Source organism: Microbacterium sp. KRD172 (genome assembly GCF_017168295.1).
GTDB classification, from domain to species: Bacteria; Actinomycetota; Actinomycetes; order Actinomycetales; family Microbacteriaceae; genus Microbacterium; species Microbacterium profundi.
In genome coordinates, this window is the sequence record NZ_JABFAS010000002.1 from 1,358,951 (window position 1) to 1,385,321 (window position 26,371).

Consider the following 26,371-nt stretch of genomic DNA (forward strand, 5'->3'; position numbering starts at 1 on the left):
GACACATCGGAGGCCGGCCATGAGCCAGAACCAGAACTACCTCGCCGTGATCAAGGTCGTCGGCGTCGGCGGTGGCGGCGTCAACGCCGTGAACCGCATGATCGATCTCGGCCTGCGCGGGGTCGAGTTCATCGCTGTCAACACCGACGCGCAGGCGCTGCTCATGAGCGACGCCGACGTCAAGCTCGACGTGGGCCGTGAGCTCACCCGCGGTCTGGGCGCCGGTGCCGATCCCGAGGTCGGTCGCCGTGCCGCTGAGGATCACGCAGAGGAGATCGAACAGGCCCTCACTGGCGCCGACATGGTCTTCGTCACCGCAGGCGAGGGCGGCGGCACCGGCACCGGCGGTGCTCCGGTCGTCGCGCGCATCGCGAAGTCGATCGGTGCACTGACCATCGGTGTCGTCACCAAGCCGTTCTCGTTCGAAGGCCGCCGTCGTCAGAGCCAGGCAGAGGCCGGTGTCTCCAAGCTGAAGGAAGAGGTCGACACCCTCATCGTCGTGCCGAACGACCGGTTGCTGGAGATCAGCGACCGCGGCATCTCGATGATCGAGGCGTTCGCCACGGCCGATCAGGTGCTCCTCGCCGGTGTGCAGGGAATCACCGACCTCATCACCACGCCGGGTCTCATCAACCTCGACTTCGCCGACGTGAAGTCGGTCATGCAGGGCGCCGGCTCTGCGCTGATGGGCATCGGCTCCGCACGCGGCGCCGACCGTGCGATCAAGGCTGCCGAACTCGCCGTCGAATCCCCGCTGCTCGAAGCGTCGATCGAAGGCGCCCACGGTGTGCTGCTGTCGATCCAGGGCGGGTCGAACCTCGGAATCTTCGAGATCCACGACGCCGCAGATCTCGTCAAGGAGGCCGCACACCCCGAGGCGAACATCATCTTCGGTACGGTCATCGACGACACCCTCGGCGACGAGGTGCGCGTTACTGTCATCGCCGCCGGCTTCGACGGCGGAGAGCCGTCGCTGCGTCTCGACCCGATGGTGGTCTCGCGGCCCGCGGCGGAGACGCTGCCGGAGGTGTCGCTCTCGGATGACTCGGCAGCCCCCGCCGTCGAGCAGAAGCAGAACGAGGCACCTCAGCAGCCCGCGCCGCGCATCGCGGCGACGAGCCTGGAGCCGGCGTTCGCCGACGACGACATCGACATCCCCGAGTTCCTGAAGTAGGGCCCTCTTGTCCGACCTTGCCGCGCGGCTGTCCGCGATCGATTCCCAGATCGCGGACGCCGCGCGCACCGCAGGCCGGGATGCGGCGGACATCACACGTATCGTGGTGACGAAGTTCCACCCGGCGTCCCTCGTGCGCGAGCTGCATGCGCTCGGCGTGCGCGACGTCGGTGAGAACCGTCAGCAGGAGCTCGAGGCGAAGAGGGCGGAGCTGCAGAGCGACTCCTCGCGGGACGAGCCGGCGCTCGAAGGGTTGCGCTGGCACTTCATCGGGCAGGCGCAGACGAACAAGGCCGCCTCCATCCGGCGAAACGCGGATGCCGTTCACTCGGTCGACCGCATCAAGCTCGCCGATTCACTGCACAGAGCCGTCGGCGACGCGCACCAGGACGTGCTCGACGTGCTCGTGCAGGTCAACCTGACCGATGACCTCGGTCGTGGGGGCGTCGCGCCCGACGACGCGCAGCGCCTCGCAGAGCACATCCTCGCTCTGCCGTCCCTGCGCCTGCGCGGGATCATGGGCGTCGCCCCGCTCGATGAGGCGCCCGCATCCGCATTCGCTCGGCTGCGCGGCGTCGCAGACGGCATCCGCTCGCTCGATGCGAGTGCCACATGGATCTCTGCCGGCATGACCGGCGACTTCGCCGAGGCGATCGCCGCAGGTGCGACACACCTGCGGATCGGCTCCGCAATCACAGGACCCCGGCCCGACCGGGGTTAACCTCGAAACAGATCAGCCCACGTCGAACACGGAGGACACGATGGGAAACCCGCTCAAGAAGACCATGGTGTACCTGGGACTCGCCGATGAGGAAGAGGCCTACGAAGAGCAGCTCGCCCCGGCGCCTGCTCGCGCACATCGTGATCGTGATCGTGATCGTGATCGTGATCGTGATCGCGACCATGAAGAAGCCGCTCCTGCACCGGTGACACCGCTGCGTCGCCCGGTGGCAGTGCGCCAGCCTGCAGCCGGCATGGTCAACGAGATCCTCACCGTGCACCCGAAGCAGTACCGCGATGCGCAGCTGATCGCCGAGAACTTCCGCGAGGGCGTGCCGGTCATCATCAACCTGTCGCAGATGAGTGACGCCGACGCGCGTCGTCTGATCGACTTCGCCAGTGGCCTCTCGCTCGGCCTGTACGGCCGCATCGAGCGCGTCACCAGCAAGGTGTTCCTGCTGTCGCCGGAGAACATCGCGGTGTCGGGTCATGGTGGTATCGCGAGCGCAGATCCGGAGTCTGCGGGCTTCGACCAGTCCTGAGCCGTGACCGCACTGGTCTCGGTGATCGCATCGATCATTCATCTGGTCCTGCTGATCTACATCTTCGTGCTCTTCGCAAGGCTGATCCTCGACTACATTCCGCTGTTCAATCGTGAGTGGCGTCCCAAGGGCGGCGGTCTGATCGCGGCAGAACTCGTGTACACGGTCACGGATCCTCCGATCCGGCTGTTCCGGCGCTTCATCCCTCCGCTGCGCATCGGGTCGCTCTCGTTGGATTTCGGCTTCACGTTCACCATGCTCGCCGTGCTGATCCTGATGGCGATCGTGCGCGCCTTCATCTGAGTCGCGAAGCTGGTCGCTGGCACCGCTGCCCACCCCTCATATCGCATCCTCCGCGAGCGAGGACTATGCTTGCTCGAGGTGCGCGCCCCGGGTACGCGCCGGATCAATACCGAGCCACACTTCAGTCCCTGGCAACAGAACTCATCGAAAGAGGAGCCGAGAAAATGGCACTGACCCCGGATGACGTCGTCACCAAGCAGTTCCAGCACGTCCGTTTCAAGGACGGCTTCGACCCGGACGAGGTCGACGACTTCCTCGACGAGATCGTCGTCGAGTGGCGCAAGGCCCTCGAAGAGAACGCAGAGCTGAAGACGAAGCTCGCAGCCTACGAGTCCGGTGAGACCCCGGCGGCTCCGGCAGCCGAGGCAGCCGATGAGGCTCCAGCCGTCGTGGACGAGGTTCCCGCCCCCGTGGCTGCGACCCCCGCTCCCGCCGTCGCGGTGTCGGAGCCCGCCGCAGTCGCCGCGGGTTCGACCACGGCCACCGCGGGCATCATCGAGCTGGCCCAGCGCCTGCACGACGAGCACGTCGCCGAAGGCGAGGCCAAGAAGAGCCAGCTGATCTCGGAGGCGCAGACAGAGGTCGACCGCATCCGTGCCGACGCTCAGGCGAAGGAACGCGAAGAGTCCGCCCGCCTCGAGCGCGAGCGCAACACTCTCGAAGCGCGCATCACCGAGCTGCGCAACTTCGAGCGCGACTACCGCACTCAGCTGCGCGGCTACATCGAGGGACAGCTCCGCGATCTCGACGAGAAGTCGGCTTCGACGGACTCGACCCCGGTCTCCGCCATCGGGCTCTAGGTCGTACCTTTGCCAGGACGTCGTCCACTCAGTCGGTCGGCGGCCGGCATCATCGTCGCGGTTCTCGCGGCTCTGGTGCTGGCCGCCGATCAGCTTGTGAAGCAACTCACGATCGAGAACCTTCCTCTGCACGAGGTGGTCCCGGTTCTCGGCGAGTTCCTTCAGCTGTACTACATCCGCAACTCGGGTGCCGCGTTCTCGCTCGGCAGCGAAGTGACGTGGATCTTCACGATCGCGCTCACCGTCGTCGCCGGGATCATCATCTGGAAGTCGTTCGGTCTTCGTTCACGGCTGTGGGCGGTGGCACTGGGACTGCTGCTGGGCGGTGTGCTCGGCAACCTCACCGACCGGCTGCTGCGTGAGCCGGGCTTCGCCGTCGGACAAGTCGTCGACATGATCTCGATGCCGTGGATGATACCCGCGATCTTCAACCTCGCCGACATCTTCATCGTGTGCGGCATGATCGCCGTCGCGCTGCTCGTCGTGCTCGGTATGCGTTTCGACGGTACTCGGGAGAAGGACGACGTCGCACCGGACGCTGATGCTGACGCTGACGCGACCGATTCAGGGGCCGGTGCGGACGCCGCGAGGACATCCGCACCGATCGACGCCGAGCCCGAACAGGCCGGTTGAGGATGCAATCACGGTCGCTGCCGGTGCCGGACGGACTGGAGGGCGCGCGCGTCGACGCTGCCCTCGCGAAGATGCTCGGCTTCTCGCGCACGTTCGCCGCGGAGGTCGCCGAAGCGGGTGGGGTGAGCCTCGACGGCGTGACGCTCGGGAAGTCCGATCGGCTTCATGCCGGCGGGTGGCTCAGCGTGGAGTGGCAGCCCAAGGAGGAACCGAAGATCGTTCCGGTCGTGGTGCCCGATCTGTGGATCATCCACGACGATGACGACATCGTCGTGGTGGACAAGCCATCGGGCGTCGCTGCTCACCCGTCACAGGGGTGGGACGGTCCGACTGTGCTCGGGGTGCTCGCGGGCGCTGGATTCCGGATCGCCACCAGCGGGGCGGCGGAACGCGCCGGCATAGTTCATCGCCTGGATGTCGGCACGAGCGGACTGATGGTGGTCGCGAAGACCGAATCCGCCTACACGGCGCTGAAGCACGCCTTCAAAGAGCGCACCGTCGAGAAGGTCTACCACGCGGTCGTGCAGGGGCACCCCGACCCGCTCGCCGGGACGATCGATGCACCGATCGGACGGCATCCGAACCACTCGTGGAAGTTCGCCGTCACGCCGACGGGTAAGGACTCGGTCACGCACTACGAGACGCTCGAGGCCTTTCCAGGAGCCTCGCTGCTCGAGATCCATCTGGAGACGGGGCGTACGCACCAGATCCGCGTGCACATGGCCGCTCACCGGCATCCATGCGTCGGCGATCCGCTCTACGGGGCGGACCCGACCATCTCCGCGCGGCTGGGACTGACCCGGCAGTGGCTGCACGCGCACCGGCTCGGGTTCACGCATCCGGCGACAGGGGAGTGGGTGCAGTTCGAATCGCCCTATCCCGCTGATTTCGTCCATGCGCTGGAGATCCTGCGCGGAGATTGACCTGGGATGGCCGCACCTCGTCCGGCCTCGTGCGGGTCAGAGAGTGCTTGCGCGCGCTGCATCGACGACTCCGTCGAGGGTGCGGCCGAGGAACGCGACGAGTTCGGCATCGTCCGCGCGCTCCTGCGTGGCCAGGGTGACGAGCACCTCTTCCGTGAACGCCACCCACGCACGCAGCGCGACCGTCAGAGCGCGCGTCGCTGGAACACCGATCTCCGAGAGCGCATCGCGGAGGTGCGCGGCGTTGATCTCGCGGGATTCGTCGACGACCTCCCGCACTGTCTGGTCACCACTGGCGACGCCGCGCACGAGCGAGATGAAGGTGCCGCGATGCTCGCGTACGAACACCGCGAATCGCAGGAGAGTGTCGTCGATGCGCTCGCGCGGAGGCAGCTCGGGGCGAGGCGCCGTCGCCTGCAGCATGGCATCTCGCGCGGTGAGCACGACGGCACGATGCATGCCCTGCCGCGTCTCGAAATAGTGGAACAGGAGCGCCCGTGACACGCCGGCACGACGAGCCAATTCATCGATCGTGAGTTCGTCCAACGGGTGGTCGGCGAGGAAGTTCACGCCCAGGGCGATCAGCTGAGCGCGACGTTCGTCTGGCGTGAGTCGGCTGCGTCGATCGTCGGGCATGGCGTCAGCCTATCCGGCGGTGACATGGGATCGTCAGTATTGACTCGTAGTCAATGGGCGTTATGCTCGAACGGATGTCGTCGAAGGTGACGGCTCCGAAACGGAGGATCGATGAAGTTCCCATCTCTCACCAAGTCCCACGCCGGCCGGGTCACTCTCGCAGCGGTTCCCGTCGGAATCGTCGCATCCGTCCTTCTCGGCGGCGTCGCGCAGGGCGCCGTTCCCGTGTCATTCGCCGTTTCCGGCAGTCAGTTCCAGATCGGCGCGAGCCAGCTCGAGGGCACGGGGTTCTCCCAGTACGCGGGCGTCGCGACAGACTCCGAAGGCGGTGAGCATACGGTCGCCATCGCGAACATCAAGAGCGCGACGTTGTCGGATCTGTGCCAGTCGGTGATCACCGAGACTCCGCTGGGAACTGTGGGCGTGCTGATCAAGGCGGGCGGCGACGGCAACCCGGCATCCGCCTCCGACCTGCAGATCGGGATGACAGGGCTCAAGGGCGATGCCACCTTCGGCAATATCCGCATCGGTGTGGATGCGTCGACGGTGAACACCGATGCCAAGGGCACCGCGGGAGATTTCGCTCAGGATGCGGACACCGTGTCGATCGCCGATCTCCAGCAGACGGCGTGGAGCACGCAGGCCGCAGTCTTCACGCTGACGGGCATGTCGCTCGAGTTGACGGACGGATCCGAGGCATGCTTCTGAGCGTGAAGCGCCAGGACGAGACGCAAGGCGACGAACCGGAGCGCACTCGCAAGAGTGCACCCGCGAAGCGGAGAGTGCGTCGTTTTCGTATCTGGCGGCACGAGCGCCCGTTCGCCGGCGGTGTTCTGGTTGCGATCGCCGGTGTCGAGATGTTCTTCTCCGGCCAGCTCGACATCGGGCGCCTGCACGTGCAGATGGGCATCGAGGGGCTGCAGGCGACGGTGATCCCAGTGATGCTCGTGCTTCTCGGAGTTCTGGCCATCATGATGCCGGCGCATCACATCTTCTACGGAGTGATCGCACTCGCGGTCGGGGTCTATGCGATCGTCGGCGTGAATCTGGGTGGTTTCCTGATCGGCACGATCCTCGCGTGCATCGGCGGAGTGCTCGTGGTCGCGTGGATGACGCCGGAGGCACGTGCGCGGGCGAAGGAGCGGATGGTGCTCATGAGCGATGACGATGTGCAGCGTGCGGAATCCGCAGCGGGGGAGAGCGCGTGATCTCTCGGCGACTGCGAGTCGTCGGGGTGCTCGCTGCCCTCGTCGTGGCTGCGCCCCTTCTCGCGGGTGCTGCGCCGTCGCCGCGCCATACCGGTTTCTGCGATTCCTTCATGTCGTTCCTGTGTCCGAAGCCGACCCCGACACAGTCGACGGAACCGACCGACCCGGTCGACCCGACCGCGCCCGCAGACCCGACGGCGCCTGATCCGTCGGCACCTGATCCGATCGATCCGGATGCCGAGATTCCGGTGGATCCTGAGACACAGCCCCCCGCATCAACCGAGCCGGTGCCTGCGCCCGTCGATGCCGCGGCTCCGATCTTCACCGGCACGCCGGCGGCCATGCGCGCAGGCGGGCTGTCCTTCACCGGGCTGCAGGGGATCAGCATCGTCGGCGTCCCCACGGCGGATGGCGGATCGGTGCGCGCGCTCAAGATCAGCGCGGACTCCATCACCATCACGGGTTTCTCGCTGACCGTTCGACCACCGGATCAAGACGGGCTCGTCACCAACGCCGACACCATGGAGCTGGCAGGCAACGTGTCCGTGTATCTCGGCTCCGTGTCGGCATCGTCGATGGGCGGAGCGCCGCTGACCATCGGCACGGACACGCCGCCGCCCCTGGACGATGTCTCTCCCGGCCTGCTGGACGTGACGATGGGTCTCGTCGGCAGCACGGCGGACTCGATCCACTACACGAACACCGACCAGCGGATCGTCGCGGCCGAGTAGTCCCGTCGGTCGCGGAGATCGCCATATCAAAATGCCGACGTCTGCGCCCCGACGTAGACTCGAAGACGTGGCATCCGACTCCTTCGTACACCTGCACGTGCACAGCGAGTACTCGATGCTGGATGGTGCTGCCAAGATCAACTCGATGACGCAGGCGGCTGCCGATTACGGCATGCCGGCCATCGCCGTCACAGATCACGGCAACACCTTCGCGGCGTTCGAGTTCTACAACGCGGCCAACAACGCGGGCGTGAAACCGATCATCGGCCTCGAGGCCTACGTCACCCCCGGAACGCACCGCAGCGACAAGACACGCGTCGCCTGGGGCTCTCCGGATCAGAAGCGCGACGACGTCTCCGGCTCCGGTGCGTACACCCACATGACCATGTGGAGTCAGAGCACAGAGGGCATGCACAACCTCTTCCGACTGAGCTCTCTGTCCAGCCTCGAGGGGCAGTACTTCAAGCCCCGCATGGACCGTGAGCTGCTGCAGACGTACGGCAAGGGCCTCATCGCGACCACCGGGTGCCCGTCCGGCGAGATCCAGACCCGCCTGCGCCTCGGGCAGTACGACGCCGCGCGCGCCGCCGCCGCCGAGTTCCAGGACATCTTCGGCAAGGAGAACTACTTCGCCGAGATCATGGATCACGGCCTCTCGATCGAGCGCCGGATCATGACCGATCTGCTGCGCCTTGCCAAGGACCTCGGCATCCCCCTCGTCGGGACGAACGACTCGCACTACACGCACCAGCACGAGGCCGACGCCCACGCAGCGCTGCTGTGCGTGCAGTCCGGGTCGACGATGGACGACCCCAACCGTTTCAAGTTCGACGGCGACGGCTACTACATCAAGACCGCGCAGGAGATGCGCCAGCTCTTCCGCGACAACCCGGAAGCATGCGACAACACGCTGCTCATCGCCGAGCGCTGCCAGGTCGACTTCAACACCTCCGCGAACTACATGCCGCGCTTCCCCGTCCCGGACGGCGAGACCGAGGACAGCTGGCTCATCAAAGAGGTCGAGGCCGGCCTCCACTACCGCTACCCGTCCGGCATCCCCGACAAGGTGCGCAAGCGCGCCGAGTACGAGACCGGCATCATCCTGCAGATGGGGTTCCCCGGCTACTTCCTCGTGGTCGCCGACTTCATCAACTGGGCCAAGGACAACGGCATCCGCGTCGGTCCAGGCCGTGGTTCCGGTGCGGGATCCATGGTCGCCTACGCGATGAAGATCACTGACCTCGATCCCATCGAGCACGGCCTCATCTTCGAGCGGTTCCTCAACCCCGACCGCGTCTCGATGCCCGACTTCGACGTCGACTTCGATGATCGTCGACGCGGCGAGGTCATCGACTACGTCACCGAGAAGTACGGCTCCGAGCGCGTCGCGCAGATCGTCACCTACGGCACGATCAAGTCCAAGCAGGCGCTGAAGGATGCCGGACGCGTGCTCGGCTTCCCGTTCAGCATGGGGGAGCGCCTGACCAAGGCGATGCCGCCGCCCGTGATGGGAAAGGACATGCCGCTGGACGGCATGTTCGACTCGAAGCATCCGCGATTCAAGGAAGCCAGCGAATTCCGCACGCTGATCGAGACCGACCCCGAGGCGAAGACGGTCTTCGACCGCGCCGTCGGGCTCGAGGGTCTGAAGCGCCAGTGGGGTGTGCACGCCGCCGGCGTGATCATGTCGAGCGAGCCGCTGCTCGACATCGTGCCGATCATGCGCCGCGAGCAGGACGGTCAGATCGTCACGCAGTTCGACTACCCGTCGTGCGAGAGCCTCGGCCTGATCAAGATGGACTTCCTGGGGTTGCGCAACCTCACGATCATCTCTGACGCCCTCGACAACATCCGCACCAACCGTGGCGAAGAGGTCGATCTCGAGCATCTGGAGCTCGACGATCAGGGCGCCTACGATCTGCTCGCCCGCGGAGACTCCCTCGGAGTGTTCCAGCTCGACGGCGGTCCGATGCGTTCGCTCATGCGCCTGATGAAGCCTGACAACTTCGGTGACATCTCGGCTCTCATCGCGCTGTACCGGCCGGGCCCCATGGGCGCGAACTCGCACACGAACTATGCGCTGCGAAAGAACGGACTCCAGCCGATCACCCCGATCCATCCGGAGTTCACCGAGTCGCTCAAGGACATCCTCGACGAGTCGTACGGCCTCATCATCTACCAGGAGCAGGTGATGGCGATCGCGCAGAAGGTCGCCGGGTTCTCCCTCGGACAGGCGGACATCCTCCGCCGTGCGATGGGAAAGAAGAAGAAGTCCGAACTGGACAAGCAGTTCGAGGGCTTCCAGTCGGGAATGCACGCCAACGGGTACTCGGACGGCGCGGTGAACGCGATCTGGGAGATCCTGCTGCCGTTCTCCGACTACGCCTTCAACAAGGCGCACTCCGCCGCGTACGGCGTGGTCTCGTACTGGACCGCCTATCTCAAGGCGCATTATCCGGCCGAGTACATGGCGGCGCTGCTCACCAGCGTCGGCGACTCCAAGGACAAGATGGCGCTGTACCTCAATGAGTGCCGCCGTATGGGCATCAAGGTGCTGCCGCCTGACGTCCGTGAGTCGATCAACTTCTTCGCAGCCGTCGGCGATGACATCCGGTTCGGCCTCGGCGCCGTCCGCAACGTCGGCAGCAACGTCGTCGACGGCATCGTCCAGGCGCGCGAGAAGGAGAGCTTCGACTCCTTCCACGACTTCCTCAAGAAGGTGCCGCTGCACGTCTCGAACAAGCGGACCGTCGAATCGCTGATCAAGGCGGGCGCGTTCGACTCGATGGGCGACACACGTCGCGCGCTCATGGAGATCCACGAGGATGCTGTGGAGGCAGCAGTCGGTCAGAAGCGGAACGAGGCGCAGGGCGCCATCGGATTCGATTTCGACAGTCTGTACGACGCGGTGGAGGAGACCGTTCCCGCGAAGGTGCCCACTCGCCCGGAATGGGTCAAGAAGGACAAGCTCGCCTTCGAACGCGAGATGCTCGGCCTGTACGTCTCGGACCATCCGCTCGCCGGGCTCGAGGTGCCGCTCGCGAAGCACGCGTCGATCTCGATCAGCAACCTGCTCGCATCGGAAGACCTCCAGGACGGCGACCAGGTCACGGTGGCGGGCCTCGTGACCAGCGTGCAGCATCGTGTGGCGAAGGCCAGCGGCAACCCCTACGGCATGATCACGGTCGAGGACTTCAACGGCGAGGTCACCGTGATGTTCATGGGCAAGACCTACACCGAGTTTCAGCACACGCTGCAGCAGGACGCGATCCTCGCGGTGCGCGGGCGCGTGTCGCGGCGCGATGACGGACTCAACCTGCATGCGCAGTCGGCTTTCTCGCCCGATGTCGGCTCGTTCGACACCGCAGGGCCTCTCGCCCTGGTGCTCGCAGAGCAGCGCGCGACCGAGCGGGTGATGAACGATCTCGCCGAGGTGCTGCGTCGTCACAACGGCGAGACCGAGGTGGTGTTGAGGGTGCATCGGGGAACCACGGCGAAGGTGTTCGAAGTGCCGATGCCGGTGAAGGTGTCCGCCGATCTGTTCGGCGATCTCAAGTCGCTTCTCGGCCCCGCCTGCCTGGGGTGAATGGGCAGGTCTTCACCATGCGTCACTCGGATGCAACAGGTAGTATCGGGACGCGTTGGGCGCACACGATGAGTCCGAGCGCGCCACGTTGAAAGGACCACGCTCATGAGCACGGAATCCCCCTTCGCCGGTGACCCGGAGCCCCTCGGTGACCCGGAGAACGTCGCCGACTCTGCGCCGTTCGCAGAAGACGACGGTGTGCTCTACGACGAAGAGGTCGCACCGCAACCCGGCATCCTCGGGTTCACGCTGCGGGAGCTGCTCATCGTCGGGGTCTGGCTCATCGCGTTCGTGACGTCGTTCTTCCCCGTGTACGCCCAGGCTGGCGGCACTTCGTTGTGGGGACAGGGGATCCAGTGGGTTCTCGCGCTGGGCCTGCCCACCGCGGCCGTCTTCCTGATCGTTCTCCGCCGCTTCTCCCCGGACGGCATCCGCCGGGTCGGCTCGCTGGGGATCGACCAGTTCGCCTCCGTCTCGTTCTCGGTCAGCGCCCTGTATTGGGCGACCGTCAACTGGGACCTCGTCACGGTCTCGGCCGCGACCGACGAGTTCGCGTTGACCTGGGTCACGATCATTCAGTTCGTCGCTGCGCTCGCGCTCGTCATCATCACGGTCTTCGCACCGCTCATCCCCGGGTTGCGCGACGACTTCCACGGACGTCTGGTAACGCTCGCGCATCGCAACGCCAACCCGGTCCGACCGGTGATCGCACGCCCGCGAGCCGAGAAGCCCGCTCCGGTTCCGCACGAGGCCCCGGTCATCGACTCCGAACTGTCGGGTGAGCACACGACTGACGAGATCGCGGATCTCGGGCTGGGCGACCGAGTGTCGTCCACGGCGCACGCGTCACGTCGCGACCTCGGCACCGCGCCCGGGCTCGAAGCCGACATCGGCCTCGGAACCACCGTGGGCGCCGACGACAGCGACTACCTTCCCGCCTATGCGCGGACGTCGCGAGGGCAGCTCAGCCCTGACGACGAGCAGGATGCCGTCGCCTCCGACCCCGCAGAAGATGCCGATTCGACCCGCTCGGAGGTTACGGAGCCTGGAGCGGTCGATGACCAGACGGGCGTCATCGAAGATCTCGACGCGACGGCACCGCGCGAGGTCACGGCTCCGACTGCGAGGCCCACGGAAGCACCCGTCGAGGAAACGGTGGATTCCACATCCTCGCAACCGTTCTGGGCCCTGGCCCCGACCGAGCGCGACGTCGTCGATGAGCGCGGTGAGCCCCTGTTCCGCATCGGCCCGACCGCATGGGCGCTCGTGGTCGAGGACCGGGGCGGAGCCTTCGTGGTCCGACACGACGACGGCCGGATCGGCTACCTGCACGACATCGCAGACATCACGAGGGGCTGAAGTGCGAACGATCGATCTACGAGGGCAGAAACTCTCGCCTGCAGACATGCTCGCTGCCGTACCACGGGCCGCTCAGGCGCGAGCCGAAGCCCTCGAGACCGCGGCGCGGATCGTCGACGACGTCCGCGAACGTGGCGAGGATGCGCTGCGGGAGCAGGCCGAGCGATTCGACAGGGTCACCGACCACGCGATCCGCGTCCCTTCCGAGCACATCGCCGAGGCACTCGCTTCCGTCGATCCCGTCGTGCGCGCAGCCTTGGAGGAAGCGATCCTCCGCGTTCGTCAGGGCTCCGCGGCGCAGGTGCCCGACTCCCGGACAACGGCCATCGGGCCCGGCGCCCAGATCGTCCAGCGCTGGCAGCCTGTCACCAGGGCGGGCGTCTACATCCCCGGCGGCAAGGCCCCGCTCGCCTCGAGCGTCGTCATGAACGTCGTCCCCGCTCAGGTGGCGGGCGTCACGAGCATCGCGCTCGCATCCCCGCCGCAGTCCGACGGACGGGTGCACGCGACGATCCTCGCGGCCGCCGGCCTCCTCGGCATCTCAGAGGTGTACGCGATCGGCGGAGCCGGTGCGATCGGTGCTCTCGCCTGGGGCGTGGCCGCCATCGGCCTCGACCCCGTCGACGTCGTCTCCGGACCTGGCAACAATTACGTCGCCTCGGCGAAGCGTGCCGTCGCCGGTGTCGTCGGCACGGATTCGGAAGCAGGTGCGACCGAGATCCTGATCGTCGCAGACGCTGCGGCCGATGCGCGCCTGATCGCCGCAGACCTCGTGAGCCAGGCCGAGCACGACGAGCAGGCCTCTGCGGTTCTCGTGACCGATGACCCGGCGCTGGCTGAGCGCGTCGCCGCCGAGGTCGAGCAGATCGCCGCACGCACGAGACACAGTGAGCGCGTCGGAGTCTCACTCGCCGGACCGCAGTCCGCGATCGTCCTGGTCGACGACCGCGCGATGGCGACGGCCTTCAGCAACGCGTACGCCCCCGAGCACCTCGAACTGCACCTGACAGATGCCGAGGCTGCGGCATCCGCCTTCACAAGCGCAGGTGCCGTCTTCGTAGGCGACCAGACGCCGGTGAGCCTCGGCGACTACATGGCCGGGAGCAACCACGTCCTGCCCACCGGAGGCCAGGCCCGCTATGCGCCGGGCCTCGGCGCTTACACGTTCCTGCGTCCGCAGCAGGTGATCTCATACGACCACGCAGCCCTCGCCGCAGTACGCGCAGGTGTCGTCGCCCTCGCGAACGCCGAAGTGCTGCCCGCACACGGCGAGGCGATCGAGGCTCGCTTCCAGGGAGCGGCCGGGGGAGCGGCTACGCTGTAACACCATGCACTGCCCCTTCTGCCGTCACCCGGATTCCCGCGTCATCGACTCCCGCACGAGCGACGACGGACTCTCGATCCGCAGGCGTCGCCAGTGCCCGGAATGCGGAGGACGATTCACGACCACCGAGACGGCCAGCCTCAACGTGATCAAGCGCTCGGGGGTCATGGAGCCGTTCAGTCGGGAGAAGGTCATCTCGGGTGTGCGCAAAGCCTGTCAGGGGCGGCCGGTGACCGAAGCCGACTTCGCGATCCTCGCGCAGCGTGTGGAGGAGGCGGTACGCCAGACCGGCGTCTCGCAGCTCGATGCCAACGAGATCGGCCTCGCCATCCTCGGTCCGCTGCGAGATCTCGACGAGGTGGCGTATCTGCGCTTCGCGAGCGTCTATCAGGCGTTCGACTCGCTGGAGGACTTCGAGAGCGCGATCACCGACCTCCGAGCCGAGCATTCGCCGTCCGAACCGGAGTCCGTCGACCGGTAATCTGGCAGGGATGTATCCGCTGCTCTTCCGCGTCGTCCTGTCGCGCTTCGACTCCGAGTTCGCCCACCATGCCGGCATGGCGGTGATCCGCGTACTCGGTGCGCCGCCGTTCTCGTGGGCCACGCGTGCGATCGCAGCGCCAGACCCGCAGCTGCAGGTGCAGGCACTTGGCCTCACGTTCGACTCGCCGTTCGGCGTCGCCGCCGGGTTCGACAAGAACGCCGTCGGTGTGCGCGGGCTGGCTGCTCTCGGCTTCGGTCATGTCGAGATCGGCACGATCACGGCCATCGCCCAGGACGGCAACCCCCGGCCGCGACTTTTCCGTCTGGTGCCCGATCGTGCGTTGATCAACCGGATGGGCTTCAACAACGACGGAGCCGAAGCTGCGTCGCGCCGCCTCGAGAAGCTCCGCCGGCGCCGCCCGAAGACCGTCATAGGCGTGAACATCGGCAAGAGCCGGGTCGTCGACGTCGCTGACGCGACCTCCGACTACGTCGCCAGCACGGAGCGACTCGCACCGCTCGCCGATTACCTGGCCGTCAACGTGTCCTCCCCGAACACACCCGGACTGCGCGGACTCCAGGCGGTCGAGACTCTCGCGCCGCTGCTGCGCGCGGTCAAGGCGGCCGCCGGTGCGACACCGCTGCTGGTGAAGATCGCCCCGGATCTCCCCGACGATGAGATCACGGCGATCGCGCAGCTCGCCGTCGCAGAGGGCCTCGACGGCATCATCGCGCACAACACCACGATCAGCCGCGAGGGTCTCGAGTCGGATGCCGAAGTCGTCGAGGCAGCCGGCGCGGGCGGGCTCTCGGGCGCACCGCTGCGCGCACGCTCGATGGAGGTGCTGCACGTGGTTCGCGCGGCTGTTCCGAGTGATTTCTGCGTCGTCTCGGTCGGCGGAGTGGAGACCGCGACAGATGTGCAGGAAAGACTGGATGCCGGTGCGACGCTGGTGCAGGGCTACACGGCGTTCCTCTACCGAGGACCGCTCTGGGCGCGTCAGATCAACCGCGGGTTGCGCGCATAACTGGGTGCGGGGCGTTGAGCGAGCGGAGCGAGACGAAACGGGTTGAGCGAGGAGCGTCAGCGACGAGTCGAAACCGGGCTCAGTCGGGGTACTGGCCGCGCTTGACCTGCGGCTTGGGCAGGCGCATGAAACGCATCTGCAGCGCACGCATCGCGGCGTACCAGCCGAGGCCCTTCTCCATGCGGTCCTTTCCGAACTTGGCGGCGACCTTGCGCTTGACGCGGATGCCGAGCAGCACCATGTCGATGACGGCTATGACGATGAACGCCCACAGGCCGATGAAGGCGAAGAACGAGAAGCTGGGATCCGGGACGAGGGAGACCAGGATGACGATGACCATCAGGGCCATGACCCACTCGGAGAGGTGCCAGCCGGCGTCGACGTAGTCGCGCACCCAACGACGCTGCGGACCCTTGTCGCGCGGCGGGAGGTACTTGTCCTCACCGGCGGCCATGCCCGCCTGCGCACGCTCGCGCTGCTCCCGCATCTGCAGCTTCGCTGCGGCGCGGGCTTCCTTGGTGTCGGCCACCAGCGGTCGTCGACGTGCGGCTTCCTGCTCGGCGCGGCTCGGCGTCGGGCGTCCCTTGCCGGCGACGGGCGTCTCGGCCGCGTCGTCGTTCGTCGGTGGGGTGGAAGTGGCCACGAGGCTCCTCGGATAGGGATCGGTGTTCAGCCTTAAGATTACTCGCATGACTTCACAGACGCAGAACGTCGACCCCGCGATCGAATCCGCCGTCACAGAAGCGGTGGCCATCGGCATCCCCTCCGCGCTGTCCGACCTCGGCGACCTCGTCCGCATTCCCGGCATCGCATGGCCGTCGTTCGATCAGACGCAGCTCGAGCGCAGCGCCGAGCGCGTGGCATCGCTTGCGACCGGCACCGGCGTCTTCGACGACGTCAGGGTGCTGCGTGCCGCGATCCCCGGCACTGACGAGCACGGTCAGCCCGCTGTTCTCGCGACGCGGGCCGCACGCAACGGCAAGCCGACGATCCTGCTCTACGCGCACCACGATGTGCAGCCTCCGGGTTCAGACGAGCTGTGGGATACGCCGCCCTTCGAACCGACCGTCCGCGATGGGCGGTTGTACGGGCGCGGTGCCGCCGACGACAAGGCCGGCATCATGGCGCACATCGCGTCACTGCGTGCGGTATCCGAGGTGTTCGGTGACGACCTCGACCTGGGAGTCTCGCTGTTCATCGAGGGCGAGGAGGAGTACGGATCGCGCTCGTTCGCCCAGTTCCTCAGCGACAACTCCGAGGCACTCCGTGCGGACGCGATCGTGGTCGCCGACTCCGGCAACTGGGATTCGACGACTCCTGGGCTGACCGTGTCCCTGCGCGGCAACGCACGCTTCACGATGAAAGTGCGCACGCTCGATCACGCGTCGCACTCCGGCATGTTCGGGGGAGCGGTGCCCGACGCGATGATGGCGACGGTCCGCCTGCTCGCCACGCTCTGGGACGAGGACGGCGCCGTCGCCGTGGAAGGACTCTCCGAGACCGACACCGAGACTCCCGATTACAGCGAGGAGACGCTGCGCGACGAGGCCGGACTGCTACCGGGTACCTCGCCGATCGGGCGGGGCAGCATCCTGAGCCGGATCTGGAACAAACCGGCCATCACGGTCATAGGCATCGACGCGACAGACGTGGCCTCGGCATCGAACACGCTGCTTCCGGAGGTGACCGTCGTCATCAGCGCGCGCGTCGCGCCGGGGCAGTCCGGTGAGGACGCGTACGAGGCGCTCGAGGCGCACCTGCGCGCCCACGTGCCGTTCGGCGCGGAGCTGACGTTCTCGGACGTCGATCTCGGCGACGGATTCCTCGTCGACACCAGCGGTTGGGCTGTGAGCCTCGCGCGCCAGGCGATGGCGGACGGCTATGGCGCAGACCCGGTCGATCTCGGAGTCGGAGGGTCCATCCCGTTCATCGCAGATCTCGTGCGGGAATTCCCGGCGGCGCAGATCCTCGTCACCGGAGTGGAGGATCCTCACGCACGTGCCCACAGCCCCAACGAGTCGCTGCACCTGGACACGTTCCGTCATGCCGTCGCGACCGAGGCGCTGCTGCTGACACGTATGAACGAGATCACCGGCTGATCGCCTTCGCGAACTGATCAGCGCCCATCCGGGTGCTCGAAGGTAGAATCAGAACGAAACGCCGCCTGCACGCGCGGCCTGTCACAAGGAGCGACATGAGCGACACCACACTGACCACACAGACCGCGACCGCACACGGCGTCACACTGACGGACGCGGCGGCGACCAAGGTGAAGAACCTCCTCGAGCAGGAGGGACGCGACGACCTGCGTCTGCGCGTCGCCGTGCAGCCCGGTGGATGCTCCGGCCTGATCTACCAGCTCTACTTCGACGAGCGCTACCTCGACGGCGACGAGACCGTCGATTTCGACGGCGTCGAGGTCATCATCGACAACATGAGCGTCCCGTACCTCGACGGCGCGGCAATCGATTTCAAGGACACGATCTCCGAGCAGGGTTTCACCATCGACAACCCGAACGCAGCCGGAAGCTGCGCCTGCGGAGACAGCTTCCACTGAAAGTCGGCCGTGCTCGACCTGCGTGGTTGGCATGAATCAGGTGTGAGGTTGCCCTAGACTTGACCATGCCTTGTCCGTCATCTTGAAAGGTGCATCGTGCCCTCGAAACGCCGCCTTCGTTGGGCCGCCATTCCCCTGGGAATCGCGGCAGCCGTGGCTCTGGCGGGATGCTCTCCCACCGAACTCAACGGATTCCTCCCGGGCTTCGTAGAAGACGGCACTGCCGCCACGAACCAGACCGACCGGGTCGCAGCGCTCTGGGTCAACTCCTGGATCGTCCTTCTCGCCGTGGGCATGATCACCTGGGCCCTCATGGGATGGGCCGCCGTCGCGTACCGTCGCCGCAAGGGCCAGACCGGCCTGCCGGTGCAGATGCGCTACAACATGCCGATCGAGATCTTCTACACGGTGATCCCGCTCATCCTCGTCATGGGCATGTTCTTCTTCACCGCGAGAGACCAGGCCGCGATCGAGACGCAGTGGGGTGACGAGGCAGACGTCGAGATCACCGCGATCGGCAAGCAGTGGGCGTTCGACTTCATGTACGCCGGTGAAGACGACGCCCTCTCCGACGCAGTCTGGACCATGGGCGTGCAGGCGCAGCCTGATGCCGAAGGCAACATCGACACTGAGAAGCTGCCGACCCTGGTGCTTCCGGTCGACCAGAAGGTGCACATCAACCTTCAGTCGCGTGACGTCATCCACTCGTTCTGGATCATCGACTTCCTCTACAAGAAGGACATGTACATCGGGAAGGACAACTCCTGGTCCTTCATCCCGACACGCGTCGGGGAGTACGCCGGCAAGTGCGCTGAGTTGTGCGGGGAGTACCATTCGATGATGCTCTTCAACGTCAAGGTCGTAGAGCAGGACGAGTACGACGCATACGTCGAGTCGCTTCGTGAGAAGGGGAACACGGGCGACATCACCGATGCATACGACCGTCTCAGCAACCTCCCCGGCACCACAGGTACGACGTCCGAGACGGACTCCGAAGAAGAGGGAGAGTAACCTCATGACCACTACTGAGGCCCCGAGCCAGCCCGCTGGCGCTCGCCCCACGGCGGTTCCCGCACGCCAGGCAGCTTTGATGAGCTCCTCCCGCGTCGAGCAGAAGGGCAACATCGTCGTCAAGTGGATCACTTCCACTGACCACAAGACCATCGGGTACATGTACCTGATCACCTCCGTGCTGTTCTTCCTCCTCGGCGGAGTGATGGCGCTGGTGATCCGTGCCGAGTTGTTCGCTCCGGGGATGCAGATCGTCCCCACCAAGGAGCAGTACAACCAGCTGTTCACGATGCACGGCACGATCATGCTGCTCATGTTCGCGACTCCGCTGTTCGCCGGCTTCGCGAATGCGATCCTGCCGCTGCAACTCGGAGCGCCGGATGTGGCGTTCCCGCGACTCAACGCGTTCGCCTTATGGCTGTTCACGTTCGGCTCCATCATGGCGGTCGCCGGCTTCCTCACCCCGCAGGGCGCCGCATCGTTCGGCTGGTTCGCGTATCAGCCCCTGGCGAGTGCGACGTTCACCCCCGGTGCCGGTGGGAACCTCTGGATGGTCGGCCTCGGCATGTCCGGATTCGGGACCATCCTCGGTGCGGTGAACTTCATCACCACGGTCATCACGATGCGTGCTCCCGGCATGACGATGTGGCGGATGCCGATCTTCAGCTGGAACACGCTGATCACGAGCCTCCTGATTCTGATGGCCTTCCCGGTGCTCGCCGCGGCGATCTTCGCTGCTGCCGCAGACCGCATCCTCGGTGCACACATCTTCGACCCGGCCAATGGCGGTGTGCTGCTGTGGCAGCACCTGTTCTGGTTCTTCGGCCATCCGGAGGTCTACATCATCGCGCTGCCGTTCTTCGGCATCGTCTCGGAGATCTTCCCGGTGTTCAGCCGCAAGCCGATCTTCGGATACAAGACCCTGATCTACGCGACGATCGCGATCGCCGCTCTGTCCGTGGCTGTGTGGGCCCACCACATGTACGTCACCGGTTCGGTGCTGCTGCCGTTCTTCGCGCTGATGACCATGCTCATCGCCGTGCCGACCGGTGTGAAGATCTTCAACTGGATCGGAACGCTTTGGAGAGGTTCTGTCACGTTCGAGACACCGATGGTGTTTGCGTTGGGCTTCCTCGTGACATTCGTCTTCGGCGGTCTGACTGGGGTTATCCTCGCAGCGCCCCCGCTGGATTTCGCACTCAGTGACTCATACTTCGTCGTCGCCCATTTCCACTACGTCGTGTTCGGAACGGTCGTGTTCGCGATGTTCGCCGGCTTCTACTTCTGGTGGCCCAAGTGGACAGGGCGCATGCTGAACGAGCGCCTCGGCTACGTGCACTTCTGGATGCTGTTCGTGGGCTTCCACATGACGTTCCTCATCCAGCATTGGCTGGGTGTCGACGGCATGGTGCGTCGGTACGCGGACTATTCGGAAGCCGACGGCTGGACGTGGGGCAACCAGGTGTCGACGATCGGTGCGGTCATCCTCGGCGCTTCGATGCTGCCGTTCTTCCTGAATGTCTGGATCACCGCGCGCAAGGCGCCCAAGGTCATGGTCAACGACCCGTGGGGGTACGGTGGATCGCTCGAGTGGGCTACCAGCTGCCCGCCGCCGCGTCACAACTTCACGTCGATCCCGCGCATCCGCAGCGAGCGTCCTGCGTTCGACCTGAACCATCCCGAGGCCGCCGAGCATCCTGTCGCCGCACCTCAGCCGGCCATGTCGGGCGTGACCGGAGAGGGCAAGTAAGCCATGCGATCCAATGTCGTTCTCTGGTGGATTCTCGCCGGCTTCTTCCTGGTCGTCGCCATCACCTACACGATCTGGCACATCCTCGCGTATCCCGAACTGGTCGGTGCGGCGAAGGTGGAGTGGGTGGGTTCCGTCGCTCTTCTCTTCGCGGCCTGTATGTCGGCGATGATCGCGGTCTACCTCGCGCGCACGCACAAGGCGCAGGGCGGCGAGCTGCCCGAAGATATTCTGACGGCAGACATCGACGACGGAGATCCTGAGCTCGGCGAGTTCAGCCCGTGGTCGTGGTGGCCGATCGTGCTCGCAGCCTCTGCAGCGGTGTTCTTGGTCGGACTCGCCGTCGGACAGTTTCTCTTGCCGATCGGTGTTGCGATCTTCGTTGTCGCGATCGTCGGCTGGGTGTACGAGTACTACCGAGGTCACTTCGCACGCTGAGCCGCTCTCACTCGTTGTGAGAAAGCCCCGGGACTTCGGTCCTGGGGCTTTCTGCTGTGCCGGGCCCCTGATGCTCGGGGCCACTGATGCTCGGAGGGCGGGTCAGGCCTGCGTGCGAATGCGGGCGACGCCGGTGAGCGGGTCGACGGGACGCCGATGGATGCCGTCGGCGTCTGTGACGGGATACCCTTCGCGGACCCAGTATTCGAAACCGCCGATCAGCTCTCTCACGGTGTAGCCGAGCTTCGCGAACTCCAGAGCACCTTTCGCCCCAGCGTTGCAGCCCGGGCTCCAGCAGTACACGACGACTTCCCTTCCTGTGGCGATCTCCGACGGCGCCCGAGTCGCGATCTCGCTGTAGTGCATGTGCACGGCCTCCGGGATGCGTCCCTGCGCCCACGCCTCGTCTGAGCGGACATCGATCACCACGACATCGTCAGAGGCCTTCTGGCGGGCGTACAGGTCGCTCGCGTCTGTTTCGTAAGCGAGTTTGGCGGCGAAGTAGTCGGCACGATCGATCATGGTCTCAGCCTATGGAACTCGCGGTCGGTACGGCGCGCTCTTGCGGTCGCGTAGCATCCGATTTCCGCCGGCATCGCGACTGGCGGCCTGGTGGCGGGGTGGAAGAAGAAGTTCACGGGCTCAGATGTCTTGGAGGCCGGCAAAACCTTCTTGCACGGGTGCTGGGCGGATCGCGTGCGGTCAGCAGGTCGAGCGAGCGCCCGACTCAGGCAGCATCAACCGCGGCGATCTCCTCGATCTCGACGAGCTGGTGAGGGTACCCGAGCACGGTGCGCCGAGGAGCGTACTCGGAACGTCGTGGTCTCCGAAGGCGGCGCTGACGACATCCCAGGCATCCACGAGGTCCTGCCGCATAGAGGACGCCACCAGCACCCGGGTACTGATGACATCAGTCAATGAGGCCCCCGCTGCCGCAAGCGTCCTTGTCAACGTCTCCACGCAACACGCAGCCTGAGCGGCATAGTCGCCCGGGAAGTCTGTCGCTCCGTCTTCGTGCAGTGGGCAGGCGCCGACAAGGAAGATGAGGCGCGAGCCCGCCGGGGCGGTCGCCGCGTACGTGTACGGCGCCGCGGAGCCTGAGCTCCCCGTGCCCACGCCTACGCCTGCATGCCTGGGATTTTGCTGCCGTGACCAGCATGCGTCCGTGACCCTGCTTGCCGTACTCAGGAAGGACGGAAAGCTGCTCCAGGTGGGCGATGTGGGCCAGTTCTCGGCCGAGAAGTGGACGATGAACATTGTGTCCGCGGCGCTCTCAATCTCTTCGAGCCGGCCGAAGTCAGCTGCTTCGGCGCTCCGGATCTCTGGGGAAGGCACCATTGATCGAGCGTGACGAAGAAGGGCCCCGTCCGCGCTCGAGGAGCGCTGGACGGGGCCCAGGGGAGAGGAGCGTTACTCGCTCTCGTCCGACTTCTTGGGCTTCACTTCGTCTCGCTCCGCTCGATCAGTACGGCGCTTCACCGGATCAGTGGCGATCACGGAACTCGGCGTGTTGGCGGTCTCGTCGATGTGGGTCTCCGCCGGCGGGTTGAGCGGCGCGTCAGGAACCCCGGCGCGCTCGTGAGCACCCTGGATCTCCGCAGCCTCGGACTCGTCCATCTGGGTCGTGACGTGACTCTGGTGGGCATCTGCGGCGGCGACCTCCGCCTGCGTGAGCGGGGCCAGACGGTCTTCGAAGAACCAACGAGAGATCGAGGAGCGCAGGTTCTCAGTCCACGGGATGCGGCCCTTGTCGTTCGGTCGCACGACGAGGGGCTCATATCCGTCGACATCGATGAGCTTCCAGCGGTCGTACGTGTCGACCGGCTGGTGCACCTCGATGTACTCGCCGCCGGGAAGACGGACGATGCGACCGGACTCATAGCCGTGCAGCACGATCTCGCGGTCCTTCTTCTGCAGCGCGATGCAGATGCGCTTGGTGATGAAGTAACCGAGGATCGGGCCGAGGAACAGCAGCGCCTGAAGCGTGTGGATCACGCCCTCCATCGTGAGCATGAAGTGCGTCGCGATGAGATCGGAGGACGCCGCCGCCCACAGAACCGCGTAGAAGATCACACCGGCGGCCCCGATCGCGGTGCGGGTCGCGGCGTTGCGCGGACGCTGGGCGAGGTGGTGCTCACGCTTGTCGCCGGTGATCCACGCCTCGAGGAAGGGGTAGATCGCGACGGCGACGATGAACAGGCCGAGGACAAGGACGGGAACGATGATTCCGAACGACCAGGTGCGGTCGAGGAACACGATGTCCCAGTTCGATGGCGCGAGGCGCAGAGCGCCGTCAGCGAATCCGATGTACCAGTCCGGCTGGGTGCCGGCTGAGACGGGGGACGGGTCATACGGTCCGTACGCCCAGATCGGGTTGATCTGAACGAACGTCGCTATCAGCACGATCGAGCCGAAGACGATGAACAGGTATCCGCCCATCTTGGACATGTAGACGGGCATCATCGGGTAGCCGACGACGTTGTCGTTCGTGCGGCCGGGGCCGGCGAACTGCGTGTGCTTGTTGATCACCATCAGCATCAGGTGCACGACGATCAGGGCGATGACCAGCATCGGCAGCAGCAGGATGTGCAGCGAATAGAGTCGGCCGACGATGTCGGTGCCGGGGAATTCTCCACCGAAGAGCAGGAACGATGTCCACGTGCCGATCAGCGGGAGTCCCTTGACCATTCCGTCGATGATGCGCAGGCCGTTGCCCGAGAGCAGGTCGTCAGGCAGCGAGTAGCCGGTGAAGCCCTCTGCCAGAGCCAGGATGAACAGCACGAAACCGATGACCCAGTTCAGCTCGCGCGGCTTACGGAACGCGCCGGTGAAGAACACGCGCAGCATGTGGACGCCGATGCCGGCGAGGAACACGAGGGCCGCCCAGTGGTGGATCTGGCGGACCAGCAAGCCACCGCGCAGATCGAAGGAGATGCGCAGCGTCGACTCGAGCGCTGCCGACATCTCGATGCCGCGCATAGGGGCGTATGCACCCGTGTAGTAGGTCTCGACCATCGACGCCTGGAAGAAGAACGTCAGGAACGAGCCGGAGATGAAGACGACGACGAAGCTCCACAGAGCGATCTCGCCGAGCATGAACGACCAGTGGTCGGGGAAGATCTTGCGACCGAGCTCCTTGACGAAGCCCGAGAGGCTGGTGCGCTCGTCGATATAGTTCGACGCGGCGCCGACGAATCGACCGCCGAGGGGCGCCTTGGTGTCCTTGTCCTCTTTGGACAGCGTTGCGGTACTCAATAGCGCTCCCAGAAGCTCGGGCCGACAGGCTCGGTGAAGTCGCTGCGCGCGACGAGGTAGCCCTCTTCGTCGACGGTGATCGGCAGTTGCGGCAATGGGCGCGCAGCCGGGCCGAAGATGACCTTGGCATGATCGGTCACGTCGAACTGCGACTGGTGGCACGGGCACAGCAGGTGGTGCGTCTGCTGCTCGTACAGGGCGACGGGGCAGCCGACGTGCGTGCAGACCTTGGAGTACGCGACGATGCCGTCGTACGACCAGTCCTTGCGGTCCTCTGCCTCGATGAGTTGTTCAGGACGCAGGCGCATCATCAGCACGACAGCCTTCGCCTTCTCCTCGAGATAGCCGTCGGCGTGGCTCAGTTCCGCGAGATCCGCGGGGATCACGTGGAACGCGGAACCGAGAGTGACTTCCGCCGCACGGATCGGGGTGCCGTCGGGGTCGCGTACGAGACGCTGCCCCTCTGCCCACATGGTCTGCTTCAACAGCACGACGGGGTCGCCCGCTGTGGGGTCCTCAGGAGTGCTGTGCGGTGCGAGCCCGCGGAACAGTGCAACGCCAGGAATGATCGACGCGACAACGGCTGCGAAGAGCGAGTTGCGGATCATCGTGCGGCGGCCGAAACCGGACTCCTCGTTCGCTTCCGCGAACGCCTGGACGGCCGCTTCGCGGGTCGAGTCCTTCCCACGCGTGGGGTGACGGTGCTCGACGAACTCCTTGTCCGACATGAGGGCCTTGGACCAGTGGATGGCGCCGAGGCCGAGTGAAAGCAGCGCCAGAGCGATGCCGAGCCCGATGAACAAGTTGTTGTAGCGGATCGCAACCAGCGAGCCGTCTTCGATCGGGAACAGCATGTACGCCGCGACTGCCCAGATGCTGCCGGCCAGCGACAGATAGAACAGCGTGTACACCGTGCGGACCGCGCGCTTCTCAGCTTTCGGGTCCTTGTCGGTCATCCGCTCACGGTGCGGTGGCAGCCCCGGGTTCTGCACGGGATCGCTGACTGCGACACCCAGCCCCGGAGAGGGCTGGTAGGCCCGGTCAAGGGCCTTCGAGTCGTCGTCGTTTGCCATGGTGCTCCTCGTACGTTCCTCTTCGATGATTAAGCGTCAGTTGGACTTCGCCGTGATCCACACGGTGATGGCGACGAGACCCCCGATACCGAAGATCCAGACGAACAGACCCTCGGAGACGGGGCCGAGGTTTCCGAGGGAGAATCCGCCGACCGAGACCGACTCCTGCTGGAACAGCAGCGCGGAGATGATGTCGCGTTTGTCTTCGTCGGACAGGTTCATGTCCCCGAACACCGGCATGTTCTGCGGGCCGGTGACCATGGCCGCATAGATGTGCAGTGCGCTCGTCGAGGTTAGCGCCGGAGCGTACTTGCCCTCGGTGAGCGCTCCGCCGGCGGCCGACACGTTGTGGCACATCGCGCAGTTGATGCGGAAGAGCTGAGCGCCTTCTGCGACATCCCCTCCGCCATCGAGGATCTTATCTGCGGGATACGTCGGCCCTGGTGCCTCCGATTGCACGTATGCGGCCATCGCATCGATCTGAGGCTGAGTGAACTGCGGACTCTTCTGCGGCGCCTGAGGCCCCTGCATCTGGAGCGGCATGCGTCCGGTCGCCAATTGGAACTCCACCGACAGTTCACCGACGCCGTAGAGGCTCGGTCCGTTGTCTGTGCCCTGCAAGTTGAGTCCGTGACAGGTCGCGCAGTTCGCCTGGAACAGCTTCTGGCCGTCTTCGACGCTCATGGTGCTCGCGCTCGTCTGGGTGTCAGTGGCGGCGATCGCCGCCGACGCCCCGGCGTAGATGCCTCCCGTGATGAGGAGTCCTGCACCGATCAGTGCCGCGGCCGCCAGTGGGCTGCGGCGTCCGTTCGAGCGACGCTTCTTCTCTCGTACCAT

Annotated in this window: 27 protein-coding genes and 1 pseudogene; 21 read left to right on the top strand and 7 right to left on the bottom strand. The window is 65.7% G+C overall.

The window, feature by feature from the left end; genetic code table 11:
• The first annotated feature begins 19 nt into the window (after positions 1-19).
• The 7 genes from ftsZ (at position 20) to J1M43_RS06910 (ending at position 5,095) form a co-directional block, all read left to right on the top strand.
• Positions 20-1,174, top strand: a complete 1,155-nt coding sequence (ftsZ, locus tag J1M43_RS06880) for a cell division protein FtsZ (protein WP_033107489.1) — start codon at positions 20-22, stop codon at positions 1,172-1,174.
• 7 nt (positions 1,175-1,181) lie between these two features.
• Positions 1,182-1,895, top strand: coding sequence for a YggS family pyridoxal phosphate-dependent enzyme (locus tag J1M43_RS06885; RefSeq protein ID WP_206476357.1), 714 nt, complete (start codon positions 1,182-1,184; stop codon positions 1,893-1,895).
• A 40-nt stretch (positions 1,896-1,935) separates the two neighbouring features.
• Entirely contained in the window at positions 1,936-2,436 is a 501-nt protein-coding gene (locus tag J1M43_RS06890; RefSeq protein ID WP_206476358.1) for a cell division protein SepF, read from the top strand.
• 3 nt (positions 2,437-2,439) lie between these two features.
• A complete protein-coding gene (locus J1M43_RS06895) occupies positions 2,440-2,739 on the top strand; it encodes a YggT family protein (protein WP_033107492.1) in 300 nt (99 codons plus the stop codon).
• Between the two features lie 164 nt (positions 2,740-2,903).
• The gene (locus J1M43_RS06900) at positions 2,904-3,539 is read left to right on the top strand and encodes a DivIVA domain-containing protein (RefSeq protein WP_033107493.1); all 636 of its coding nucleotides are present in this window, start codon (positions 2,904-2,906) and stop codon (positions 3,537-3,539) included.
• A 9-nt stretch (positions 3,540-3,548) separates the two neighbouring features.
• Positions 3,549-4,172: a signal peptidase II gene (gene lspA, locus J1M43_RS06905; protein ID WP_206476359.1), complete on the top strand. Its 624-nt coding sequence runs from the start codon at positions 3,549-3,551 to the stop codon at positions 4,170-4,172.
• Positions 4,173-4,174: 2 nt separating this feature from the next.
• Positions 4,175-5,095 (top strand): RluA family pseudouridine synthase, encoded by a 921-nt coding sequence (locus J1M43_RS06910; RefSeq protein WP_206476360.1) that lies wholly within the window; start codon positions 4,175-4,177, stop codon positions 5,093-5,095.
• Between the two features lie 36 nt (positions 5,096-5,131).
• On the opposite strand, the gene J1M43_RS06915 is transcribed toward J1M43_RS06910, so the two are convergent.
• A complete protein-coding gene (locus tag J1M43_RS06915) occupies positions 5,132-5,731 on the bottom strand; it encodes a TetR/AcrR family transcriptional regulator (protein ID WP_206476361.1) in 600 nt (199 codons plus the stop codon).
• Positions 5,732-5,842: 111 nt separating this feature from the next.
• Here J1M43_RS06915 and J1M43_RS06920 point away from each other — a divergent pair, with 111 nt between their 5' ends.
• The 8 genes from J1M43_RS06920 to J1M43_RS06955 all read left to right on the top strand — a co-directional run bounded on the left by J1M43_RS06920 (position 5,843) and on the right by J1M43_RS06955 (position 15,450).
• The gene (locus tag J1M43_RS06920; RefSeq protein WP_206476362.1) at positions 5,843-6,439 is read left to right on the top strand and encodes a DUF6230 family protein; all 597 of its coding nucleotides are present in this window, start codon (positions 5,843-5,845) and stop codon (positions 6,437-6,439) included.
• Positions 6,430-6,939 (top strand): DUF6114 domain-containing protein, encoded by a 510-nt coding sequence (locus J1M43_RS06925; protein WP_206476363.1) that lies wholly within the window; start codon positions 6,430-6,432, stop codon positions 6,937-6,939. The genes J1M43_RS06920 and J1M43_RS06925 overlap by 10 nt, the downstream gene beginning before the upstream one ends.
• The gene (locus J1M43_RS06930) at positions 6,936-7,670 is read left to right on the top strand and encodes a hypothetical protein (RefSeq protein WP_206476364.1); all 735 of its coding nucleotides are present in this window, start codon (positions 6,936-6,938) and stop codon (positions 7,668-7,670) included. The genes J1M43_RS06925 and J1M43_RS06930 overlap by 4 nt, the downstream gene beginning before the upstream one ends.
• Before the next feature lie 115 nt (positions 7,671-7,785).
• Positions 7,786-11,256 carry a DNA polymerase III subunit alpha gene (dnaE, locus tag J1M43_RS06935; RefSeq protein WP_241245358.1) on the top strand — a complete coding sequence of 1,157 codons (3,471 nt, stop codon included), beginning with the start codon at positions 7,786-7,788 and terminating at the stop codon, positions 11,254-11,256.
• Positions 11,257-11,361: 105 nt separating this feature from the next.
• Positions 11,362-12,615: a hypothetical protein gene (locus tag J1M43_RS06940; protein WP_241245203.1), complete on the top strand. Its 1,254-nt coding sequence runs from the start codon at positions 11,362-11,364 to the stop codon at positions 12,613-12,615.
• 46 nt (positions 12,616-12,661) lie between these two features.
• Positions 12,662-13,939, top strand: a complete 1,278-nt coding sequence (gene hisD, locus J1M43_RS06945) for a histidinol dehydrogenase (RefSeq protein ID WP_200881042.1) — start codon at positions 12,662-12,664, stop codon at positions 13,937-13,939.
• A gap of 4 nt (positions 13,940-13,943) precedes the next feature.
• Complete coding sequence (gene nrdR, locus J1M43_RS06950; protein WP_033107502.1) at positions 13,944-14,420, top strand: transcriptional regulator NrdR; 477 nt, start codon at positions 13,944-13,946, stop codon at positions 14,418-14,420.
• A gap of 10 nt (positions 14,421-14,430) precedes the next feature.
• Positions 14,431-15,450: a quinone-dependent dihydroorotate dehydrogenase gene (locus J1M43_RS06955; protein WP_206476366.1), complete on the top strand. Its 1,020-nt coding sequence runs from the start codon at positions 14,431-14,433 to the stop codon at positions 15,448-15,450.
• Positions 15,451-15,529: 79 nt separating this feature from the next.
• Here J1M43_RS06955 and J1M43_RS06960 read toward each other — a convergent pair whose 3' ends face one another.
• Complete coding sequence (locus tag J1M43_RS06960) at positions 15,530-16,093, bottom strand: DUF3043 domain-containing protein (protein ID WP_033107504.1); 564 nt, start codon at positions 16,091-16,093, stop codon at positions 15,530-15,532.
• 46 nt (positions 16,094-16,139) lie between these two features.
• Between J1M43_RS06960 and J1M43_RS06965 the strand changes: the two genes are divergently transcribed.
• The 5 genes from J1M43_RS06965 (at position 16,140) to J1M43_RS06985 (ending at position 21,206) form a co-directional block, all read left to right on the top strand.
• A complete protein-coding gene (locus J1M43_RS06965) occupies positions 16,140-17,549 on the top strand; it encodes a dipeptidase (RefSeq protein WP_033107505.1) in 1,410 nt (469 codons plus the stop codon).
• Positions 17,550-17,644: 95 nt separating this feature from the next.
• Positions 17,645-18,007: an iron-sulfur cluster insertion protein ErpA gene (gene erpA, locus J1M43_RS06970; RefSeq protein WP_033107506.1), complete on the top strand. Its 363-nt coding sequence runs from the start codon at positions 17,645-17,647 to the stop codon at positions 18,005-18,007.
• Between the two features lie 96 nt (positions 18,008-18,103).
• The gene (gene coxB, locus J1M43_RS06975) at positions 18,104-19,018 is read left to right on the top strand and encodes a cytochrome c oxidase subunit II (protein WP_206476367.1); all 915 of its coding nucleotides are present in this window, start codon (positions 18,104-18,106) and stop codon (positions 19,016-19,018) included.
• Between the two features lie 4 nt (positions 19,019-19,022).
• On the top strand, positions 19,023-20,768 hold the full coding sequence (gene ctaD / locus J1M43_RS06980) for a cytochrome c oxidase subunit I (RefSeq protein ID WP_206476368.1): 1,746 nt from the start codon (positions 19,023-19,025) through the stop codon (positions 20,766-20,768).
• A 3-nt stretch (positions 20,769-20,771) separates the two neighbouring features.
• Positions 20,772-21,206, top strand: coding sequence for a cytochrome c oxidase subunit 4 (locus J1M43_RS06985; RefSeq protein WP_033107508.1), 435 nt, complete (start codon positions 20,772-20,774; stop codon positions 21,204-21,206).
• 102 nt (positions 21,207-21,308) lie between these two features.
• Here the strand turns inward: J1M43_RS06985 and J1M43_RS06990 are convergent, their stop codons facing one another.
• Together J1M43_RS06990 and J1M43_RS06995 are read right to left on the bottom strand one after the other, a co-directional pair.
• Positions 21,309-21,728, bottom strand: a complete 420-nt coding sequence (locus J1M43_RS06990; protein ID WP_206476369.1) for a rhodanese-like domain-containing protein — start codon at positions 21,726-21,728, stop codon at positions 21,309-21,311.
• 205 nt (positions 21,729-21,933) lie between these two features.
• Positions 21,934-22,322, bottom strand: a pseudogene (locus J1M43_RS06995) (RidA family protein).
• Positions 22,323-22,371: 49 nt separating this feature from the next.
• Here J1M43_RS06995 and J1M43_RS07000 point away from each other — a divergent pair.
• Positions 22,372-22,557, top strand: a complete 186-nt coding sequence (locus J1M43_RS07000; RefSeq protein WP_200881046.1) for a hypothetical protein — start codon at positions 22,372-22,374, stop codon at positions 22,555-22,557.
• A 59-nt stretch (positions 22,558-22,616) separates the two neighbouring features.
• Here the strand turns inward: J1M43_RS07000 and J1M43_RS07005 are convergent, their stop codons facing one another.
• The 3 genes from J1M43_RS07005 to J1M43_RS07015 are packed head-to-tail and all read right to left on the bottom strand — an operon-like array spanning position 22,617 to position 26,371.
• Entirely contained in the window at positions 22,617-24,461 is a 1,845-nt protein-coding gene (locus J1M43_RS07005) for a cytochrome bc complex cytochrome b subunit (protein WP_206476370.1), read from the bottom strand.
• A complete protein-coding gene (locus tag J1M43_RS07010) occupies positions 24,458-25,534 on the bottom strand; it encodes a ubiquinol-cytochrome c reductase iron-sulfur subunit (protein ID WP_206476371.1) in 1,077 nt (358 codons plus the stop codon). Before J1M43_RS07010 ends, J1M43_RS07005 begins: the two co-directional genes overlap by 4 nt.
• A gap of 36 nt (positions 25,535-25,570) precedes the next feature.
• Positions 25,571-26,371, bottom strand: a complete 801-nt coding sequence (locus tag J1M43_RS07015; protein WP_206476372.1) for a c-type cytochrome — start codon at positions 26,369-26,371, stop codon at positions 25,571-25,573.